Source organism: Terriglobia bacterium, from assembly GCA_020072845.1.
In the GTDB taxonomy this organism is placed as follows: domain Bacteria; phylum Acidobacteriota; class Terriglobia; order Terriglobales; family Acidobacteriaceae; genus JAIQGF01.
In genome coordinates, this window is record JAIQGF010000020.1 from 37,155 (window position 1) to 54,383 (window position 17,229).

The following is a 17,229-nucleotide window of genomic DNA, read 5'->3' on the forward strand; positions in this document are numbered from 1 at the left end:
CCGGATGCAACGGGCACTGCCCCGGTCGCCACTCGGTTCGCCACCCCATCGCACGCGGCGTGCGCTGGGGACCCCGGTTCGTCGCGGCTTCGCCAGACAAATTTCAGCCTGCGGCGACTATTACCACCGAGGATGATCTTGAACCGACGGGTCTGCCACCCCATCGCGCGCAAAATCGGCGACGCGATGGGGACCCCGGTCGCCCGGGAGCCCCAGTCGCTTATTCTCGCGATGGGGCGATGGTCGGATCTTCCCTTTGGGCACGAGCAGGGGAGTTCAAATTCTGCGACCGGAGACCAGAAAGAAAACTACTGAATTCCCCAAGTTGTATAGAATGCCGCACCCGTTTCATGGTGTCAAGGTAGTAAGCCAGATTGTGGATGGAGTTGAGGACTTGTCCCAGCACCTCGCGGGCGGCAAACAGGTGTCGCAAGTAGGCGCGCGAGTAGCGGGCGCAGACCCGGCAGCCGCAATTGGGGTCGAGCGGGGCCTGGTCGGCGGCATAGCGGGCGCCCTTGATGTTGATCTTCCCTTCGGAGGTAAACAACAAGCCGTGGCGGGCGGCGCGCGTGGGATGGACGCAATCCATCATGTCCACGCCCAGGGCGGCGTATTCCACGATCTCCTCCGGGGTACCCACCCCCATCAGGTAGCGCGGCTTGTCGGGCGGAAGATGCTCCAGGGTTGACTCTACGATCTCGCGGGTGAGGGCGCGCGGTTCGCCTACGCTCAGGCCGCCGATGGCATAGCCGGGAAAGTCCATGTCAACCAGGCGCTGGGCACATTCACGGCGGAGGTCGGGGTAGATGCCGCCCTGGACGATGGCGAAAAGGGCGGGGGAGTCGATGGTCGATGGTCCCCTCGGCTGCGCTCGGGACAGGCTCTGGTCGATGGCAACCGGGTCGACGGTCGACGGTCGATGGTCGACGGCAACAGCATTGCCGATTGCCGATTGTCGATTGCCGATTTTGCGCCAAGGAACCTCATCCTTGTGCTCTTCCCAATACTGCTTGCACCGTTCCGCCCAGCGCACCGTCAACTCCATCGACTGGCGGGCGCGCTCGCGGTCGGCGGGGAATTCGGTGCACTCGTCGAAGGCCATGATGAGGTCGGCGCCGAGCGCGATCTGCGACGCGGTCGCGGATTCCGGCGTGAAGAAGTGCGTCGAGCCGTCCAGATGCGAGCGAAATTGCACGCCCTCGTCGGAGACCTTGCGCATCTCGCTCAAGCTCCACACCTGGAAGCCGCCGGAATCGGTAAGGATGGCGCGCTCCCAGCTCATGAAGCGATGCAGGCCGCCGAGGGCGCGGATTTGCTCGGCGCCGGGCCGCAGGTAGAGGTGATAGTTGTTGCCGAGAATGATCTGCGCACCCAGCTCCTCCAGGACGTCCTGGGGTACGGCCTTGACCGTCGCCTGCGTGCCCACCGGCATGAACACGGGGGTCTCGACCGGCCCGTGGGCGGTTGAAATGCGCGCGCGGCGGGCGGCGCCGGAGCGAGCCGTTACTTCAAAGGAGAAGGGCATGCAAGAGAGGATTGTAAATCGCCGCTGATGAACGCAGAAAAACGCAGATGAATTTCCCGATCTGCGTCAATCAGCGTTTATCTGCGGCCGGGTTTTTTACGCGCCCTTTTGCTTCACCCGCGCCATGAACTTGCCGACGCTGACGAAGGCGCGGTTCACGGTGCCGCTGCCGATCTCGTTGGTCTCGTCCCAGGCGCGGACGCGCATGGTGTAAAAGCGGCCGTCGAAGGACTCCATGACCGCCTCGGCCTTCACCTTGATGCCGATGCCGGTGGCGGCCTTGTGCGAGACGTTGATGTGCGTGCCGACGGTGGTCTCGTCGCCTTCCTCGTAGGGCTTGAGCGCCCAGTAGCACGCCTCTTCCATGAGCTGGATCATTTGCGGAGTGGAGTACACCGGGGAAAATGAGTCGTGGATGCCGGCCAGGGTTTGTTCCAGCTTGACGACGTTTTCAACTTCGGCACGGGCGCCAACGGGGACGGGCTTGGACATGGGGTTCCTCTGTTGCGAGAGATGAAAGATCAACGCAGAGGTCGCAAAGGATTCGCAGAGGACCCGGCCGTCGGCGAGCGGCAATCGGCTGTCGGGCCAGAACTTCCCCACCCTATCTCGCCCCTTCGACTGCGCTCATCAGGGCAGGCCCCCACCGGGGCGAGATAAGGGTGGGGCAACCGCCCGTTAGTATGAAACTCAAATCGGATGATATTTTGTAAGCCTTGGAACCGCTGACCCACTTTCTGACCGGGGCCTGCATCTCGCGCGCCGCCGGGCTGAACCGCAAGACGCTGCTGGCGACCACCACCTGCGTGCTGGCCGCGGAAGCCGCCGACCTCGACGTCCTGTGGCTCTTCAAGAGCCCGATTGACAGCTTCGCGCACCACCGGGGCATCACACATTCGTTCGTGGGCGCGCCGTTTGTGGCGGCGTTCGTCGTCGGATTCATGTACCTGGTGTGGCTGTGGAAGCGGCGGCGAAGGCCGGAGCCGGCCGGCGCGGCGAAGGGTCCGGCACTGCCGAAAACGCCGCGCTGGGGGCTGTTGTACGGCTACGCGCTGATCGCCGCCCTCAGCCACATCCTGCTCGACTTCACCAACAACTACGGCGTGCGCCCGTTCGAACCGTTTTCTTACCGCTGGTATTCCTGGGACATCGTCTTCATCTTCGAGCCGCTGCTGTACGTGTTTTTTCTGGCCGGCCTGGCGATGCCGGCGCTGTTTGCGATGATCAATGAAGAGATTGGAGCGCGCCGCAAAGGGCCGCGCGGACAGGGCGGCGCCGTGGTTGCGCTGGTGCTGATGGTGGCGCTTTGGGGCCTGCGGGATTATCAGCATCGGCGGGCGGTGGCGGCGCTGGATGCACGCATCTATCACGGGGCCGAGCCGATCCGCACGTCGGCGTTTCCGTATTTCGTAAACCCGTTCAAGTGGTACGGCGTGGTGGAGACGGAAAAGTTTTACGAGCGCGTGACGGTGGATTCGCTGACGCCGGAAGTGGATCCGGCGGCGCGCAGCGAGACCCGCTACAAGCCCGAGGAGACTCCGGTCCGGGAAGCCGCCAGGGACACGCGCCTGGGGCGGGTATATCTGGACTGGGCGCAGTACCCGATGCTCGAGGTCCAAGCGGTGAGCGGGCCGGTGCCGGGCTTCGAGGGGCCGATTCATGGCGGCACCATCGTGCGCTTTTACGATCTGCGCTTCGAGTATCCCGACCTGGAGCGGCGGGGCGGACACACGCTGGGCGCGCGTGTCCTGCTCGACCAGAACCTGCACGAGGTGGCGGAGTGGTTTGGAACACGCTCGCAAAGGCCGGACCTGATCGCACCGCCCCGGGAAAACGGGAAGTGACCAAGAAATCTGTAATTTGCAATTTGTAATTTGTAATTTTTCTGGACGTGAACAAACGTTGTGCCTATCGGCCAGAGCTTCCGCGGCTTTCAAATTGCAAATTACCAATTACAAATTACAAATGCCGTCTTGACGATCCATCCTCCGCAGCCGCAGAATCATGCGTTGACCTCGGGGAGGAATTCATGCTGGCTTACCTGTTCGTAGTCTTCGCCATTGCCGCCCGCTTTCTGGTTCTGCTGTTTCCGCAAATGTGGCTGAACTTCACCCCCGTGGGCGCGGCGCTGCTGTTCTTCGGGGCGCGCGGTCCGCGCAAGCGTGCCTGGGCCGCGGTGCTGCTGCTGGCCGGTTCCGATGTGGTGCTGACCAAGTTTGTCTATGGATATCCCTACACGCCGGACCATTTCGCGACCATCGCGTGGTACGCCGCCATCGTCGCGATGGGCACGCTGCTGCGCAACCATGCCGGCCCGGCGCGGATTGTGGGTGCGGCACTGGCGACCTCGGTGTCGTTCTTCGTTATCAGCAACTTCGCCGTCTGGCTGACTTGGAACATGTACCTGCACAACCTGGGCGGACTGGCCGCCTGCTACGCCGCCGCGGTGCCGTTCTTCCGCAACGATGTGGTGTCAAATCTCCTGTTCACCACGGTCATGTTCAGCGTCCCGGCGCTGATCGAGCTGCTGCGGCCGGCGGCAGTAAAAGCTTAACCACGGATCGCCACGGATCTTCACGGATCAAGAATCAAAGGCACGGATCACCTCCGTGCCTTTTGTTGTTGCGTTCACTTTTCTGATCCGTGTTGATGCGCGGCTAAGCGGTCTTGTTGTTTCTGCTCCTCCACCAGAAGGCCACGGCGAAGATCACAGCCAGCAGCAGCGCGAGCAGCAGCCAGGCCAGGTGGGTACGGACCAGGTTGGCGGCCAGCGTGACCGCTCGCGGCCCAAACTTGATGACCAGCACGGAGAGGATCAGAAAGCGCGCCACGCGCCCGGCGAAGATGGCCAGCAGAAAGTGGCTGAAGTGCATTTCGAAGACGGCGGCGGAGAGCGCGAAGAGTTTGAAAGGAAACGGCGGCGGCATCATGGCGGGCAGGATGAGCGCGAGATACTTGTGCTGCTCGAAGCGCTCGCGCATGCGGGCAAATTTCAGCGGCCCCATGCGCTTCTCCAACACCAATTCGCCCATCTCGTAGCCGATGGCGTAAATGATCAGGCTGCCCAGGGCGGAGCCGGCGGCCGCCATCAGTATGTAGAGCCAGAACCGCTCGGGATGCTTGTAGACGTAGCCGGCAACCAACGGATCGAGCGGCAAGCCGAGCAAGGCCGCGTCGATTCCGGCGATGGCAAAGACGCCCCACGCCCCGAGGGGTTTCAACAGCGCCCAGAGAAATGCCGACCAGCGGGCCAGGAGATTGCCTAGTGTGTGCAAGGATGGAATTCTACCAGCCGGGTCACGCCGGACTTAACCACAGCGGCCACAGAGGAACGCAGAGGAACACGAATTGATTGCCTTTCTCCGTGATCCTCTGTGTCCGCTGTGGTTAATGTTGTGTTTTGCCCGCCAGCAACTCCAGGGCGTGCGGCAGGATGTCAATCACCGCCGCCAGCGATTCGGTGGCGGCGGAGGGGCTGCCGGGCAGATTGAGGATCAGCGACTTGCCGCGCACGGCGCACATGCTGCGGCTGAGCGCGGCCAGCGGCGTTTTCTTGGCGCCTTCGGAGCGCATGCGCTCCCCGATACCGTCCACGATCTTGTCGGCGATCGAGCGGGTAGCCTCCGGCGTTACGTCGCGCTCGGCGATGCCGGTGCCGCCCGTGGTGACTACCAGTTGGGCCAGGTGACACATGTCCATCATGGCGACTTCGATGTTGGTCTGATCGTCCTTGCTCACGCTGCTGACAATCACGTTGAAGCCCTTGGCTTCCAGCGCGGCGCGAACGGCCGGGCCGGAGAGGTCGTCGCGGTGGCCGGCGGCGGAGGAATCGCTGATGGTGAGGACGGCGGCGGTGAATGGCATCGGTCTGTCAGTCTAGCGGGGAATCACGCTTCCAGCACGTTGTCTTCGGCTTCCCGGCTGGATTCATCGAGCAGGCGCAGGCCTTCCATGAGCAGGCCCTGGGTGGAGCGCGAGATGGACTTCTGATCGCTGTTGCCGTTGAAGTCAATCTGGAAGTTGCCGCCGGTCCAGCTCAGGACCTTGAACACGGCCTCGTCACCTTTCAGGCCGCCGTAGACGGCGTGGTTGATCTGGCCGTCGTGGAAGTAGATTTCGCAGCGGTCGCCGTTGTTGGTGAGCGTGAGCAGGCAGCTCTTATGACCGAGATCGAGCGACTGCAGCAGGTCAATGACGTTCATCTGCGCCAGGCTGCCGCGCAGTTTGCCGTCGGCGGTAGGCGCTTCCCTGGCCAGTTTCTCCAGCGCGATCTTGTCGATGATGCGCTTGATCTTTCCCGCCGCTTCCTTGACGAAGAAGGGCTTCTCGATGAAGTCTTCGACCTTGTCCTGGAGCACCTTGAGCTTTTCGTCGATGTCGCCCTTGGTGGCAATGATGATGAAGGGAATGCGCGCGGTGGAGGCGCGGGCCTTGATCTTGTCGAACAGGGCGCGGCCATCCATGCCGGGCATCTGGTAATCGCTGATGATCAGGTCGAAGGGCTCGTCAATGATCTTCAGCAGGGCATCGGCGCCATCCCCGGCGGTGCTGAGGTTGGCCATCGGGGCGAGCGCCTGCCGCAGCATCCCCAGCACCATGGGGTTGTCGTCGACCAGAAGGACTTTGACGTTGGATGGCATGAAGTAGTCTGTCGGTCTATCGGTCTTTCAGTCGATCAGCTCTTGCCTGATGCCTTGCGCCTTGAGCCTTGCGCCTGTACTCCCCGCTTTTTCCGCCTGACTTCTTCTGCAACACGATCTCGCGGATCGCGATGCCTTTGTCGAGCGCCTTGCACATGTCGTACACCGTCAGAGCAGCGACACTGGCGGCCACCAGCGCTTCCATTTCGACGCCGGTGACGGCGGTCGTCGTCACTCGGGAGGCAATGGCGACGCCATTCTGCCGCACGTGCGCCTGCACGTCAACCACGCTCAGCGGCAGCGGATGGCACATCGGAATCAGTTCCGCGGTGCGCTTGGCGGCCATGATTCCCGCTACCCGCGCCACTTCCAGTGGATCGCCCTTGGGATTTTTCGCCAGCGCCTTCACCACCGCCGGCGACATGGCGACGAAGGCGGTGGCCTCGGCTTCGCGGTGGGTGGCGGCCTTCTGCGAGACGTCGACCATGCGGGCGCGGCCAGTGCTGTCGTAGTGGGAAAAGCTTTTAGCCATTAGCTCTTAGCGATTAGCTCCTGCAAACCGCTGGTCAATCCGTTGGCCGCTAACAAACGACGAAAATGCCGGACGATTCGCCAATTCTGCAATTCGACAATTCGGCAATTCAGGTAATCCAACCGCTACGGTACACCAGCCACCAACTGAAAAACAGGATGGGGATGGTCGCTACCAGGCCCCACAGCAGCGGCAGCACGAAATCGGCGATCAGGCTCAGGATGACGAAAATGATCCAGAACAGCTTCTTCTCGTCCACCGCACCATGGTAGTCCTAAAACAGTTTCAGTTTCGAGTTTCAGTTTCAGTTGGCTGCCTCAGCGGCTAAGGCCGTTCACATTAGCGGCTGAACAGCAGGGCTGAAGCCCTGCTCCACCCGAATGCAAGCAGTTACACCAGCAACAGGGAAACCATGTCGCCGGCGGCCAGCATTTCGCGGTCGGGCGGGACGACCAGGTAGCAGTTGGCGCGCGCGGTGGCGGCCATATCGCCCGAGCCTTGCCATTTCACCAGTTCAACTTCGCTACGCTCATATTCACCGCTCAGCAGGGCCGGGAGAAAGCGCGTGAGCCCGGTTTTGACCTTGACGTCGTACCGCAAGCGCGCCTGGGTGAACGTCATCCTTCGTGGAGATGCGCCGGCGAGCGCTTCCACCATCAGGCGCGCGAATAATTCGAAGCAGACCATGGTCGAGACAGGATTCCCCGGCAGTCCGAAGAAATGCGTGGGCAAAGCGCCGGGGCGCGCGGGCGCGCGACCGAAGACAACTGGCCTCCCCGGCTGGATGTGTGCGCCGGTAAAGAAAAATTCCGCGCCCAGCTCGGCGAGGACCTGCTCGACCAGGTCGTACTTGCCCACGCTGACGCCGCCGGAGAGCAGCAGCAGGTCGCTGGTGAGCCCCTGCCGCACCAGATGGCGCAAGCGCTCCAATTCGTCGGGTGCGATCGGCAGTACGACCGGCACGCCGCCGGCGGCGTGCACCTGCGCGGCCAGCGAGTAGCTGTTGGAATTGCGAATCTGGTTGGCGGCGGGCTCAGCGGCGATGTCCACGAGTTCATCGCCGGTAGAAAGGATCGCCACGCGCGGACGCTTGTAGACATGCAGTCGGTGGCGGCCGCATGAGCCGGCGACGGCGATGGCGGCGGGGTTAAGGCGCGTGCCCGGGGACAGCAGGACCTCTCCGCGCTTGGCTTCGGCGCCCGCGGGCACGATGTTCTCTCCCGCGGCCACGCTGCGTTGGATCTCGACCGTGTCGCCGGTGCGCAAGCTGTATTCAACCATGACGACGGCATCCGTGCCGACCGGGACGGGCGCTCCAGTCATGATCTCGACTGCCTGGCCCGGTTCGATATCCAGCGCTTGCGGCGGCCCGCCGGCGCGGATTTCTCCGACCAGCTTCAGGCGAGCCGGGACGCTGGCGACATCCGCGGAGCGGACCGCGTAACCGTCGCGGGTGGCGCGCGCAAATGGCGGGAAGTCGCGGTCGGCGAGCACGGATTCGGCGAGCACGCGGCCGCCGGCGAGGAGCAGTTCGCACCGCTCGGCTTCGGGAGGATGGACTTGCGCCGCGGCTTGCTCCACCCCGCGGCGTGCGTCTTCGAAGGAGAGAATGGTGGGCTGCATCAAGGCGGTGATTTTATAGCAAATGAGTTGCGAGTTCTGAGTTGTGAGTTGCGAGTGTATGTCGGCGAGGGCGCCGGGCCTACAATTCAATGGTTGAAGGTTGAGGGCTGAGAGCTGACCGCGTGCATCGAAATCGGACAGTGCGTACTAATTTACTGAGGTCTCTGGTCGCGGTGGTGGTCGGGAACGCGATTTATTTCCTGGTGATCATGCCGTGGCTGCCGGCCGCGGGACGACATGGGATTGCGCGGATCGACCTCGGGCTGGCGGTCGACTTCTGGGTGTGCCTGGTGGTGTTCGGCTTAATCGAGCTGGTGTGGCGCAGAAAAAGGGCAGGTGCGGGCAGGTAGTGCTGCTGATAAACTAGATTCCTCTTCCCGGCTGGCATTTTTCCCTCAACGTCGCCCGGGCACCGACGCATGCAGAAGATTGCCATCCTCTACGACGCCAGTCAGGCGGTGATTTCGACCTTCGACCTGGACGAGGTGCTGAGCCAGATTCTCTCCATCCTGGGGGATTATTTTCATCTGCACCGGGTTGCGGTCGTGCTGCTGGACGCGGACAAGAACATGCTGCACGTCCGCTCGCATACCGGGTGGAACCGCGAAAGCGTGGAGATGGACATCCCGCTGGGCAGGGGGCTGATCGGGACTGCGGCCAAGCTGAAGCGGCCGATCTACGCGCCCAAAGTCAGCAGCGACCCGCGCTACATCATGTCGATTCCCAGCACCCAGTCGGAGCTGGCGGTACCGCTGATCGTGCGCGACGAGGTGGTCGGAGTGCTCGACTGCCAGAGCGACCAGGAAGAATTCTTCGACACGGAAGCCATCGACCTGCTGACGCTGTTCTCCACCCAGGCGTCGATCGCCCTGCAGAACGCCAAGCTGTACTCGAACGAGCAGCGCAAGGCGGCGCAATTGGAGGCAATCAACGCCATCGCGCGGCAGACCACGGCGGTGCTCGACATCGGCGAGCTGCTGCAGAAATCGTGTCACTTCATCCAGCAATCGTTCGCCGTGGACCACGTTGCCATGCTGCTGCTGGAGGACGGCATGCTGGTGGTGCGGGCGCATGAAGGCCGCCTGACACCGCGCATCCACACCGGCACCGAGATGCCGCTGGCGGGGTTGTGCGCGCGCGCCATCGCCTCAGGAAAGCTGGTGACGGAAAACGATGTCAGCGGCGTCGAGGGCTATGTCCCGGGATTCGAGGAGACGCGCTCGGAGATGTGCCTGCCGCTCATCTCCTTGGGAGAGACGCTGGGCGTCTTGGCGGTGGAAAGCGCGCAGACGAACGCGTTTTCGCCGGCCGACGCGCAGCCGCTGGAGTCGGTGGCGGACATTTGCGCCGCCGCCATCCAGAACGCGCGCTACTTCGAGAAAGTCCGCCAATTGGCCTATGTTGACGGGCTCACCGGCATCTTCAACCGGCGCTACTTCGAGATGAGAATGGCCGAGGAGATCGAGCGCGCCCAGCGCTATGAGAACGAGCTCTCGCTGATCATGGTCGACATTGATAATTTCAAGAAGCTGAATGACGAATTCGGCCACCTGCTGGGCGACGAAACGCTGCGCCAGGTGTCCACCATCTTCGCGCACAACCTGCGCAAGGTGGACATCGCCTGCCGCTACGGTGGGGAAGAGTTCGTCATCCTGGCGCCGCAGACATCGGGCGAGCACGCCCACGCGGTCGCGGAAAAGCTGCGCAAGGTGGTGGAAGGCTGGTCATTTCCCGGCGTGCCTCGTCCGGTGACCATCACGGCCGGCGTGTGCAGCTTCCCGGCGAATGGCAGAACCCGCGACGAGTTGGTCAAAGCCGCCGACGACGCGCTCTACTTTGCCAAGCAGCACGGGCGCAACCGCGTACAGCTTGCCGGATCCGGGCTGGCGACGACGGCATGAAGTGATCAGTGGCCAGTGGTCAGTGGCCAGTCGTCGGGTGATGCTGGCCACCGGCCACCAACCACCGATCACTTGTTGTTTCACTGGCGTGAGGCCGATTGTGCCGTCAGCTTCCGCAATTCTTCCGCCGACGCGTTCAGCAGGTTCCGCAACACGGCGACTTCCGCGGTAATGCCGGTTTCCAAGGCCGGCTCCACGTCGGGTGCAAACAGGGCAGAGTGGTTGGACGGCAGCGTGGTTCCCGCCGCCTTGGCCTGGGCCAGCTTCTCCGGATCCGCGCCTCCCAGGTTGAAGTAGAAGCCCGGGATACCCTGCTTAACGAAATACGAAAAGTCCTCCGACGCCGTTTGCGGCTCCTCACTGACGACATTGTCCTTGCCCAGCGTAGATTCAAGCGCAGACCTGAGCCGCTGCGCCAGCGCGGGGTCGTTATAGACAGCGTCGGTGAACTCGAGCCGCTCGATCAACGGCTCGCGCGGCGCGCCGGCTGCTTGCGCTTCCGCCTTGGTAATCCTGGCAATCGCCGCCAGCACCTGCTTGCGGATGTCCTGTTTGTAGGTGCGCACCGTCAGCCCAAGTTCGGCCTGGTCGGGAATAATGTTGTTCTTGGTGCCGGCGCGCATGTAGCCGACGGTAATCACCGTCATCTCGCCGGGTTTCACCTCGCGAGAGGGGATGGTCTGCAGGGCGAGGATGGTGCGGGCAGCGATCACGATCGGATCGATGGCCGTGTGCGGCGCCGATCCGTGCCCGCCTTTGCCGAAGATGGTGATGCGCAGGGAGTCGGAGTTGGTGTCGTAGATGCCGGGCACGACTCCCACCTTGCCGGCCGGAAGCTCATTGCCGACGTGCAGCGCCACGGCCACATCCGGCCGCGGAAAACGGGTCAGCAAGCCGTCCTTGATCATGCCATCGGCGCCGCCGATGGTTTCCTCGGCCGGCTGCCCGATCAGCATCAGAGTGCCGTGCCAGGTCGTCCTGCTCTGCGCCATGATCGCGCCCGTGCCCGCGATGGAAGCCATGTGCAGGTCGTGCCCGCAGGCGTGCATGACCGCGACATCTTGCCCGCGGTCATCCTTGGTCCGGACCTTACTGGCGTAGGCGAGGCCGGTTTTTTCTTCCACCGGAAGGGCATCGAGTTCGGTGCGCAGCATGACCGTGGGCCCGGGACCGTTCTTGAGAATGGCGACGATGCCGGCGCCGCCGACGTGCTCCGTGACTTCGTAACCCAGGCTGCGCAAGCGGCCGGCGAGCTTGGCTGCCGTTTGGGTCTCGTGCGAAGACAACTCCGGGTGCTGGTGCAGATCGACATAGAGAGCGTGCGCGTCGGGATAGACGGTTTGAACTTCCTTGGGTACCGCCGCAGATTGCGCGCACGCTGATGCCGTCGCGCCGACCAGGAGCACGAATGCCGCCCATTTCATTGCGAATTACCCCTTCTGGTTGATGGTTCATGGATTATATGACTGCGCGGCGCACCAGCGGGGAAGGCAGGGGAAAAAGCAAAGGCCGCGACGGCTCGCGGCCTGAAGAATGACGGCGAATGATCATTGCGGAGGCGAGGGCGGTTGCGCGGGCGGCGCGGGAGGATTGGTGGGCGCCTCCGGCGGCGCTTTCTCCTGGTCGCGCTGGGCCTGCTCTTGCGCGCGTTCGGCCTCGCGCTGGGCCTTCTCTTGCGCGCGCTGGGCGCGTTCCGCCGCGCGTTGGGCCTGCTCTTGCGCGCGCTGGGCCTGCTCTTGAGCACGCTCGGCTTCGCGCTGGGCTCGTTCCGCCGAGCGCTCCCAGTCGCGCTGGCTGCGCTCCAGTTCACGCTGGATCTTTTCCTGCGCCTCGCGCATGGAGCGCTCGATCTCCGGCTGCAGCCGTTGCAGATCCCTCATTTCGAGCTTGAAATCCTGCATGTTGTGCCCGAAGTCTTCCATGTTCAAGGGGAATTCTTCCATGCCCGGAAAAGTGTCCGACTGCTCGCGGCTGTGTTCCGGGACTGTGAGCGAGAGCGTCTGCTGCCGCTTATCGCGCATGATCCCGAGCTGCACCGGGCCCGCCTTCTGCTCGCGCATGAGGCGATTCCAGTCGGGGGTACCCGCCACCTTCTGATTGCCGACGCGGACAATCACGTCTCCGGCGCGCAGGCCCGCCGCCTCGCCGGGGCTGCCTTTTTCGACGGAGCGGATCAGCACGCCTTCGCCGTCCTTCACCCCGAAAACCTCGCCCAACTGCGGCGTCAGGTTTTCCACCAGGACGCCATTGCGGCTCGACAAGGTGGTGATGATCGGAACCCCGATGCGCGGGATCCGGATTCTGGAGATCTCGACGCGAGGAGCCATGACCACCACGCGGCGCCGGTCGGCCAATTGCGCTTTGATGGTCATCGGCTTGCCGTCGCGGCTGATGCCCAGTTCCACCGTCTGCCCCGGCGGCGTTTCGCGAATCAGCTTGCGGAGATCCTCGCTGCCCTGGAGGTTGCGCCCATTGAACGAGAGGACGACATCGTGCTCCTTCAGCCCGGCTTTCCCCGCGGGCGCGTCGCCGTCGACCATGGTGATTTCCACGCCGCGCGCGTCCTTCAACTTCAGGGCCGCCATGCGATCGTGGGTCACGTCACGGATATCAACTCCAAGATAAGAGCTTGGCTTGGCCGGTTTGGCCGCCGTTGCCGCTACTGCCACTGCTACCGGGGCGGGTGAGGGGCGCGCCTTGACCACCGGCGCGGGCGGCGCCGGGGGGGCAGCGGGCGCCGGCGTTTCCTGGGCCGCGGCCAGCGCGCCCAGAACAACCGAAATGATGGCGAACCGCGTGATCCTGCTCATAGTCTTCCTCTGTGCTCCCTTGCCCCCCAGCGTGTACATCAACAGGTTTTAGGCGTTAGGCGAATACCCAAGGCCTGTGGCCTAAGATCAAATGTAAAACCCGAAACTCACAGCTTGAGAACTTCAAGCTCATTCAGCATTGCCGCACATCATTTAGCGCGCCGGAATTCGATGTTGCCCGACATGGTGCGCACCTTCAACACCGAGCCGCCGCCATTCAACGACCCCTGTGCGTAATAGTTTTTCGGTCCGTAGTTACCGCCATCGGTGGTGATTTTCAGGTCGGGAAAATCGGAGCGAATCTGGTGGCCATTGGCCATGTCCAGCTCTGCCTTGACGGTCAACTTGACCTGCGGGCCGACGTAAACGATCACGTCGCCCACGGAAGTTCGCAGGGTGGAATCGGTGCCCATGCCGAGAAACTCGACGGTAATGGGTCCGGCGCCGGTTTCGGCCCGCGCGCCCTGCATCAGCTTGTACAGTTCGATACCGCCGCCACCGGTGTTGGCGACCACCGGCCCGCTGGCGGAGGTCAGCTTGATGCTGCCGCCGCCGGTGATCAGCTTGGCCTTGCCGCTGACCTCGCCGACGTTAATGCTGCCGCCGCCGGTGGAGACGTACAGTTCCGAGCCGCACTGCTGTACCTGCACGCTGCCGCCGCCCGTGGATACCGTCACCGCTTGCGATGCTCCTCCGACGCTGATGCTGCCGCCGCCGGTGCTGGCGTTGACCTTGCCCTTCGAACCCGTGATCTTGATGCTGCCGCCCCCGGTGCGCAGGCTCAGCATATTGGTGGAGTTGGCCGCCTCGATGCTGCCGCCGCCAGTGTCGGCGGTAATCTCCCCGGCGATATCGCCCAGCGAGATGCTTCCGCCCCCCGAATGGGCCGTCACCCGTCCTGACAGGTTATGCAGGCTCAGGCTGCCGCCTTCGGTGTCGGCGCGCACCTGCTGCAGGTCGCGCGGAACCTGGACGTGGAACTCCACCGACAAGCGACCGTGGCGCCGTTCCGTGGTGCCTTCGATCACGGCGGCGTCGCCGCGTTTGGCGGCGCTGACGCCGAAACCCGCCAGGTCGCGCCGGGCGGCCTCTTCCGAGCCGCCGTGGATGCGCTTGCGGATGGTGTAGGTCACGTCATTCTGGGTTCCGCCCTGCACCGTGATCGCGCCCATGTCGGTGTTCACCCGCAAGGAGGCCGGAGCCGGCATGCTGCCGGTGATCTCCTCCACCCAGGCATTGCCGTCACGATAGATCCTGCTGCTCGAATTACTGGTCTGCGCGAACACCGGCAAGGCGGCGATGACGATCGTCGCAGCCAGCAGCGCGAATTTAGGAATGCGTTTCACTTCGATTCTCCGATCTCCCCCAAAATCCAGTCTTCCGTCGTCGGTCTTCAGGCGTGAGCCTGGAATCGCATTAATCAATTTCCGGCAGGGAGGCCAACATGCGGCCCGCCTGCTCGCGAATAAAGTCGCTGCGCTCCTCCGCGGCCAGCTTCTGCAACACCATCCGCACGGCGCCGTCGGCGCGTACCGGTTGCAGGAAGCTAATGGCCTCGGCGCGGACGCCCGGATTGGTGTCGTTCTGCAACGCTTGCAGGATGGCATCGCGCACGCCGGTATCTTCCTTGATGTAGGGCGCCAGGGATTCCAGCGCCTTCAGGCGCACGCCGGGGTTGGTGTCGTAGAGCAACGACGCCTTCAACATCTCGCGGATACGCGATTCATCGGGCTTCTGCGACAGCAAGTCCACCGAGTTCTGACGCACCCCGGGGTTGTAGTTGTTGCGCGCGGCAAACAGCAGCAGTTGTTGGATGCGCTCGTCGTTGAGCGAGCCTTCCGCACGCTGCGGCGTGACCGTGTCGTACTTGATTTCCACCTTGCCGCTCCCCGGGACCTGACTGATCTCGCGAATGCCGGCAATCGAGGCCTCCGCCGGGGCCGTCCCGGTTCCTGATCCCACGAGTTGACCGCCGATGCGCGGCACCAGCCGCCACGCCGTCCCAATGCCGCCGGCGAATCCCAGGATCAGCAGCACCGCCGCCAGCGCCGGCGAGAATTTCATCTGCCGCAGCCAAACCATGGGATCGATCAGCCGCCACCCGCGCTGCGGTTCGGCCGTCTCCAGCGCTTCCTGCAAACGCATGCGCGAGGCGGCGAGCAGATTGGGCGTGGGCTCCACGGGCGGCGTCGCCGACATGGTGGTGCGGAAGGCGCGCACGATCTCGAGCTCCGAGGCGCAGGCGCCGCATCGGCTGACGTGCTGCTCCAGCTCGTAGCGGCTGTCGTCGGGCAGCTCGTCATAAACGTACAGCGTGATGTTCGCTTTGACCCATTCGCAGTTCATACCGTCATCTCATTTCCGCCAGGGACGCGCGCAGCTTCTGCGTGGCCCGGAACAACGTATTCTTCGCCGTCTCCTCGGTGGTATTCAGCATTTCACCGATGGTGCGCAGCTTCAGTCCCTGGTAATGCTTCAATTCAAAAACCATGCGCTCGCGCCCGGAGAGCCTGCCCAAAGCGGAGTGGATGCGCGATCCCAACTCGCGGCGCATCAGGTCGTGCTCCGGATTGCTGTGGGCGCGATCGTCGGCCACGCGGTCGATCACGCTGTATTCCTCGCCCTCGGAGTCGGTGGCCACCGGCGCGTCTTCCTTGCGGACCTGTCTTTTCCGCAGGTGGTCGAGGCAGAGATTGGTCACGATGCGGTACAGCCAGGTATAGAAAGAGCACTCGAAGCGGAATTTGCCGACCGAGCGGTAGGCTTTCAGGAATGCTTCCTGGTAGATGTCCTGCGCGTCGGATTCCGAGCCGGTCAGGTGCAAGGCCAGGCGCAGCACCGCCTGATCGTACTGGCGGACCAGTTCCTCGAAAGCGCCGCGATTGCCCGCTTGCGCTTCGCGGATCAGGACCGTGTCGTCCACCCGCCGGATACCACTGCTTGCCATGCGCCCCCGACTGGACCAGGCGTCATTGTTGCGGGCCTGCTCCACGCGTTTCAGCTCGCCACCCGGAAATGGGACTGCCGCCGCTTCGGCCGGCATGGGTTCGTCTCCACGTCTGCTCCGCTCTGAGTCTGGCACGCCAACCTCGGGATAACTCCCCTGTACGGCTTTTTACAATCGGAGCCAATCAATTCACTGCCAATGCTTTGGACGTGGCGTGGGCCGAATGGTAAGCAGAATCATCGCAACCGTGCATTACCTGCCGCGAACGGCAATTTAAGCGTTGCCGCACACCGGCGGATGACAGCTAAATTACTGGAAAGAATATATCTTTTTGCCTACGCCTTGGGCAGCGACTGGGTCGGTGGGACATCCCGTGCGGGGGTTCGCAGGCGCCGGGCAATGGCCGAGATCAGCGCCCAGAGAAAAGCGAAGACGGCGGCGACGAGCAAGGCAAGGGCGGCGACCACTCTGACGCCCTTCGCCGATCCGGAGACCTCAAACGAGCAGGAACTCAACGGCCAGGCGACGTTCAGGTTCATGTTGCCGGCGAAATTCGCCAGCAGCGTCCACAGGCCCGCGATCAACAACAGCAGCGCAATGATGAACCGCGAGATCGCTTTCATGGAAAGAATAATGCGCGGGGCCGAAGCCCCGCGCAACTGAAACTGAAACTCAAAACTACTGTTCCGGCTCCGCTTCCTTCTGCACTTCGACCTTGATCTGCGCCGTCACATCCTTGAACAGGCGCACCGGGACCTTGAACTCGCCCAGGGTCTTGAGCGGCTCGTCGAGCTGGATCTTGCGACGGTCAATGTTGAAGCCCTTCTTTTCCAGCTCGGCGGCCAGGTCGCCTGAGGTCACGGAGCCAAAGAGCTGCTCGTGCTCGCCCGAGCGGCGGTGGAAGGTGATGGTGACGCCCGCGATTTGAGCGGCCAGCGCTTCGGCGTCCGCCTTGTCCTTCTGCAGGCGGCGCACCGAGGCGGCCTTCATCTGCTCGATGACCGACTTGTTCGCCTTCGTCGCCTCGATGGCAAGCTTCTTGGGCAGCTCTGCGAGGCTTTTGTCTGTTCTCTCAGGCCACCTGGATGCTTTCGATGCCCAGGATACTGGCAAGTTTCCGGATCCTGGATCCTATATGCCCCACTCCTATCGCGCAATGATGGGCGGGTCCCTGACAACACCAGGCATCCATAAATTCCTTTATGCCAAGACGGAATTTATAGCGGCTGTTCGTATTGCCAATCTCGTTCT

At 63.1% G+C, this 17,229-nt stretch carries 20 protein-coding genes; 4 read left to right on the plus strand and 16 right to left on the minus strand.

All coding sequences use genetic code 11. From position 1 onward, the window contains the following. Positions 1-220 precede the first annotated feature (220 nt). Together LAN70_17735 and LAN70_17740 are read right to left on the minus strand one after the other, a co-directional pair. Positions 221-1,525: a tRNA guanosine(34) transglycosylase Tgt gene (locus LAN70_17735; GenBank protein ID MBZ5512991.1), complete on the minus strand. Its 1,305-nt coding sequence runs from the start codon at positions 1,523-1,525 to the stop codon at positions 221-223. 96 nt (positions 1,526-1,621) lie between these two features. Then, on the minus strand, positions 1,622-2,017 hold the full coding sequence (locus LAN70_17740; GenBank protein ID MBZ5512992.1) for a thioesterase family protein: 396 nt from the start codon (positions 2,015-2,017) through the stop codon (positions 1,622-1,624). Between the two features lie 224 nt (positions 2,018-2,241). Between LAN70_17740 and LAN70_17745 the strand changes: the two genes are divergently transcribed. After that, entirely contained in the window at positions 2,242-3,369 is a 1,128-nt protein-coding gene (locus LAN70_17745; GenBank protein MBZ5512993.1) for a metal-dependent hydrolase, read from the plus strand. 185 nt (positions 3,370-3,554) lie between these two features. Next, positions 3,555-4,079 (plus strand): hypothetical protein, encoded by a 525-nt coding sequence (locus LAN70_17750; GenBank protein ID MBZ5512994.1) that lies wholly within the window; start codon positions 3,555-3,557, stop codon positions 4,077-4,079. 103 nt (positions 4,080-4,182) lie between these two features. Here LAN70_17750 and LAN70_17755 read toward each other — a convergent pair whose 3' ends face one another. The 6 genes from LAN70_17755 to LAN70_17780 all read right to left on the minus strand — a co-directional run bounded on the left by LAN70_17755 (position 4,183) and on the right by LAN70_17780 (position 8,320). Beyond that, complete coding sequence (locus tag LAN70_17755) at positions 4,183-4,800, minus strand: VTT domain-containing protein (GenBank protein MBZ5512995.1); 618 nt, start codon at positions 4,798-4,800, stop codon at positions 4,183-4,185. Positions 4,801-4,912: 112 nt separating this feature from the next. Beyond that, on the minus strand, positions 4,913-5,389 hold the full coding sequence (locus LAN70_17760; GenBank protein MBZ5512996.1) for a MogA/MoaB family molybdenum cofactor biosynthesis protein: 477 nt from the start codon (positions 5,387-5,389) through the stop codon (positions 4,913-4,915). A 23-nt stretch (positions 5,390-5,412) separates the two neighbouring features. After that, a complete protein-coding gene (locus tag LAN70_17765; protein MBZ5512997.1) occupies positions 5,413-6,165 on the minus strand; it encodes a response regulator in 753 nt (250 codons plus the stop codon). 16 nt (positions 6,166-6,181) lie between these two features. Then, positions 6,182-6,697: a cyclic pyranopterin monophosphate synthase MoaC gene (gene moaC, locus LAN70_17770; protein ID MBZ5512998.1), complete on the minus strand. Its 516-nt coding sequence runs from the start codon at positions 6,695-6,697 to the stop codon at positions 6,182-6,184. A gap of 109 nt (positions 6,698-6,806) precedes the next feature. Beyond that, complete coding sequence (locus LAN70_17775; protein ID MBZ5512999.1) at positions 6,807-6,956, minus strand: hypothetical protein; 150 nt, start codon at positions 6,954-6,956, stop codon at positions 6,807-6,809. Between the two features lie 131 nt (positions 6,957-7,087). Then, the gene (locus tag LAN70_17780; protein MBZ5513000.1) at positions 7,088-8,320 is read right to left on the minus strand and encodes a molybdopterin molybdotransferase MoeA; all 1,233 of its coding nucleotides are present in this window, start codon (positions 8,318-8,320) and stop codon (positions 7,088-7,090) included. 140 nt (positions 8,321-8,460) lie between these two features. Here LAN70_17780 and LAN70_17785 point away from each other — a divergent pair, with 140 nt between their 5' ends. Together LAN70_17785 and LAN70_17790 are read left to right on the plus strand one after the other, a co-directional pair. Continuing rightward, positions 8,461-8,670 carry a hypothetical protein gene (locus LAN70_17785; GenBank protein MBZ5513001.1) on the plus strand — a complete coding sequence of 70 codons (210 nt, stop codon included), beginning with the start codon at positions 8,461-8,463 and terminating at the stop codon, positions 8,668-8,670. Between the two features lie 69 nt (positions 8,671-8,739). Then, positions 8,740-10,221, plus strand: a complete 1,482-nt coding sequence (locus LAN70_17790; GenBank protein ID MBZ5513002.1) for a sensor domain-containing diguanylate cyclase — start codon at positions 8,740-8,742, stop codon at positions 10,219-10,221. An 80-nt stretch (positions 10,222-10,301) separates the two neighbouring features. Here the strand turns inward: LAN70_17790 and LAN70_17795 are convergent, their stop codons facing one another. From LAN70_17795 to LAN70_17830, 8 genes are all read right to left on the minus strand, one after another. Next, positions 10,302-11,645: an amidohydrolase gene (locus LAN70_17795; GenBank protein MBZ5513003.1), complete on the minus strand. Its 1,344-nt coding sequence runs from the start codon at positions 11,643-11,645 to the stop codon at positions 10,302-10,304. Between the two features lie 123 nt (positions 11,646-11,768). Next, positions 11,769-13,031: a PDZ domain-containing protein gene (locus LAN70_17800; GenBank protein MBZ5513004.1), complete on the minus strand. Its 1,263-nt coding sequence runs from the start codon at positions 13,029-13,031 to the stop codon at positions 11,769-11,771. A 149-nt stretch (positions 13,032-13,180) separates the two neighbouring features. Beyond that, positions 13,181-14,377: a DUF4097 domain-containing protein gene (locus LAN70_17805; GenBank protein ID MBZ5513005.1), complete on the minus strand. Its 1,197-nt coding sequence runs from the start codon at positions 14,375-14,377 to the stop codon at positions 13,181-13,183. 70 nt (positions 14,378-14,447) lie between these two features. After that, positions 14,448-15,377: a HEAT repeat domain-containing protein gene (locus tag LAN70_17810; GenBank protein ID MBZ5513006.1), complete on the minus strand. Its 930-nt coding sequence runs from the start codon at positions 15,375-15,377 to the stop codon at positions 14,448-14,450. Positions 15,378-15,381: 4 nt separating this feature from the next. Further along, the gene (locus tag LAN70_17815; protein ID MBZ5513007.1) at positions 15,382-16,074 is read right to left on the minus strand and encodes an RNA polymerase sigma factor; all 693 of its coding nucleotides are present in this window, start codon (positions 16,072-16,074) and stop codon (positions 15,382-15,384) included. A 239-nt stretch (positions 16,075-16,313) separates the two neighbouring features. After that, positions 16,314-16,601 (minus strand): hypothetical protein, encoded by a 288-nt coding sequence (locus tag LAN70_17820; GenBank protein MBZ5513008.1) that lies wholly within the window; start codon positions 16,599-16,601, stop codon positions 16,314-16,316. A 55-nt stretch (positions 16,602-16,656) separates the two neighbouring features. Further along, positions 16,657-17,091, minus strand: a complete 435-nt coding sequence (gene rplI, locus LAN70_17825; protein MBZ5513009.1) for a 50S ribosomal protein L9 — start codon at positions 17,089-17,091, stop codon at positions 16,657-16,659. After that, positions 17,051-17,229, minus strand: a 179-nt coding sequence (locus LAN70_17830; protein ID MBZ5513010.1) for an arabinose isomerase, incomplete at its 5' end; no start/stop codon positions are given. The genes rplI and LAN70_17830, both read right to left, overlap by 41 nt.

Bases quoted from the DNA above. Each gene is read 5' to 3' on its own strand.
- LAN70_17735 (MBZ5512991.1), bottom strand. From the start codon at position 1,525: ATGCCCTTCTCCTTTGAAGTAACGGCTCGCTCCGGCGCCGCCCGCCGC.
- LAN70_17740 (MBZ5512992.1), bottom strand. From the start codon at position 2,017: ATGTCCAAGCCCGTCCCCGTTGGCGCCCGTGCCGAAGTTGAAAACGTC.
- LAN70_17750 (MBZ5512994.1), top strand. From the start codon at position 3,555: ATGCTGGCTTACCTGTTCGTAGTCTTCGCCATTGCCGCCCGCTTTCTG.
- LAN70_17760 (MBZ5512996.1), bottom strand. From the start codon at position 5,389: ATGCCATTCACCGCCGCCGTCCTCACCATCAGCGATTCCTCCGCCGCC.
- LAN70_17765 (MBZ5512997.1), bottom strand. From the start codon at position 6,165: ATGCCATCCAACGTCAAAGTCCTTCTGGTCGACGACAACCCCATGGTG.
- moaC (MBZ5512998.1), bottom strand. From the start codon at position 6,697: ATGGCTAAAAGCTTTTCCCACTACGACAGCACTGGCCGCGCCCGCATG.
- LAN70_17780 (MBZ5513000.1), bottom strand. From the start codon at position 8,320: ATGCAGCCCACCATTCTCTCCTTCGAAGACGCACGCCGCGGGGTGGAG.
- LAN70_17790 (MBZ5513002.1), top strand. From the start codon at position 8,740: ATGCAGAAGATTGCCATCCTCTACGACGCCAGTCAGGCGGTGATTTCG.
- LAN70_17795 (MBZ5513003.1), bottom strand. From the start codon at position 11,645: ATGAAATGGGCGGCATTCGTGCTCCTGGTCGGCGCGACGGCATCAGCG.
- LAN70_17800 (MBZ5513004.1), bottom strand. From the start codon at position 13,031: ATGAGCAGGATCACGCGGTTCGCCATCATTTCGGTTGTTCTGGGCGCG.
- LAN70_17810 (MBZ5513006.1), bottom strand. From the start codon at position 15,377: ATGAACTGCGAATGGGTCAAAGCGAACATCACGCTGTACGTTTATGAC.
- LAN70_17815 (MBZ5513007.1), bottom strand. From the start codon at position 16,074: ATGCCGGCCGAAGCGGCGGCAGTCCCATTTCCGGGTGGCGAGCTGAAA.
- LAN70_17820 (MBZ5513008.1), bottom strand. From the start codon at position 16,601: ATGAAAGCGATCTCGCGGTTCATCATTGCGCTGCTGTTGTTGATCGCG.